Raw genomic sequence first — 1353 nt, 5'->3', positions numbered from 1 at the left:
CATTAATAATGGTCATAGGCTTCGCGCGTGTTGATTTTGTTTGGCGATAAAATTAGATCACAAACGAAGCCTTTTTTATATCTATTTCAATTGGTTGGCGCTAAAGATCCTGTACATGAACGGAAACTAGGTTGGTAGCTATCACACGCTGGACCTCCTCGAATTCCATGTCCGTCGTTTCGTTACTCGTGATACCCGCAGAAAGGATGATAACTGAAACAGTATTCAGGGGATTCAACTCGATGGCGAGAGTCTGGATAGCTGAAGGATCACAGAGATCCAGCGCATAGGGTAATGAGGGCGGCCCCCCCATACCACTTAGCTTGGCTGCTTCAGCCTTTAATGTTTGCTCGTTTCGCCCGGTGAGAACTGTGGCAAACCCTCGCCTAGTCAGCATTCGGGCGCAAGACCTGCCCACACCACCACTAGCACCGAAAAGGATGGCTACTGGCCATTCCCCAGATACTACCTTCTGAACGAACTGCGTAATTGAGTTGTGGTCCGACATCACTAGTCACCAGGGCTGTGCTAGAAGTTCAATCACTGACGTTTTGCACAGACCGGCCCCCACCATTCGCCGTACATACTCGCCGTGCACAGAGAGGTCAACGCCTAACCGCTGAAGTGTGGCTTTCGTATCCTGTGCGTACTGACGAGTCAATGGAAGTTGTTCATCGGATTTGGAGGCTAACCACTCTATGGTGAGTAATCCTGGCACATCCTCCTGAATCAATCGTCCAGTCCGTAGATCGTCAAGAGAATCAGGAGACAGTGACCGATAAATAGTGACCGTACTCTTCATTAGTTCCAAAAACGACGAACACTCCTTCAGGCCGTACTGCTTCTTGAGAATGTCCGGGAAGTGCGGGGTCGCTGCACCGTAGCCGGAGGCTAGTTGTACGCGCTCTCGGTCCAGTGTATTTATAAGTTCTGCATTGCCCTCATGCACCCCCTCGCAGTAATGCAGGTACTTGATCTTCTGTTCAGTCAATTTTAAGTTGGTCGCATCGAGGGCAACAGCCAAGTGAATGATGTAGCCCAATGGATCGAACTGAAGGTCTAACGGTCGAACTAGCTTGAACTGATGAAAACCCGGCTCAACAGAGGGCCCGGTAAACATGCTCTGAAGCGTGGCGAAAGCTTGTTCCGGCCTCTCACCGAATACGCTGACGTTAGTTGAGAGCTTGCGTTTGAAAGCGATCTGGTGGTTAAGGTATCTCGTGCCATAGAAGCCAGGGCTGACGCATCAGTGTTTATACTTTGAACAACCCCATACATTCGAACAAATATTGTTCATTCAGACAGCAGAGCCTGCGCTTGTTGGCCATGCTTAGATTACGTGATTTGTTTTGC

At 49.4% G+C, this 1353-nt stretch carries 2 protein-coding genes; both read right to left on the bottom strand.

Going from position 1 to position 1353, the window contains the following annotated elements; all coding sequences use genetic code 11:
• Positions 1-100: 100 nt before the first annotated feature.
• On the bottom strand, positions 101-508 hold the full coding sequence (locus ACNPAA_RS20840) for an SDR family NAD(P)-dependent oxidoreductase (protein ID WP_417891986.1): 408 nt from the start codon (positions 506-508) through the stop codon (positions 101-103).
• Between the two features lie 6 nt (positions 509-514).
• Positions 515-1120 carry an NAD/NADP octopine/nopaline dehydrogenase family protein gene (locus ACNPAA_RS20835; protein ID WP_319899455.1) on the bottom strand — a complete coding sequence of 202 codons (606 nt, stop codon included), beginning with the start codon at positions 1118-1120 and terminating at the stop codon, positions 515-517.
• Between the last annotated feature and the right edge of the window lie 233 nt (positions 1121-1353).

This window comes from Aeromonas sp. PS2Canimalfood6, from assembly GCF_048276795.1.
In the GTDB taxonomy this organism is placed as follows: Bacteria; Pseudomonadota; Gammaproteobacteria; order Enterobacterales; family Aeromonadaceae; genus Aeromonas; species Aeromonas caviae.
The sequence above is the reverse complement of the archived record's forward strand: the minus strand, read 5'-3'. Positions and strand labels throughout refer to the sequence as shown.

Coding starts and splice junctions, on each gene's coding strand:
- ACNPAA_RS20840 (WP_417891986.1), bottom strand. CDS start 508: ATGTCGGACCACAACTCAATTACGCAGTTCGTTCAGAAGGTAGTATCT.
- ACNPAA_RS20835 (WP_319899455.1), bottom strand. CDS start 1,120: ATGTTTACCGGGCCCTCTGTTGAGCCGGGTTTTCATCAGTTCAAGCTA.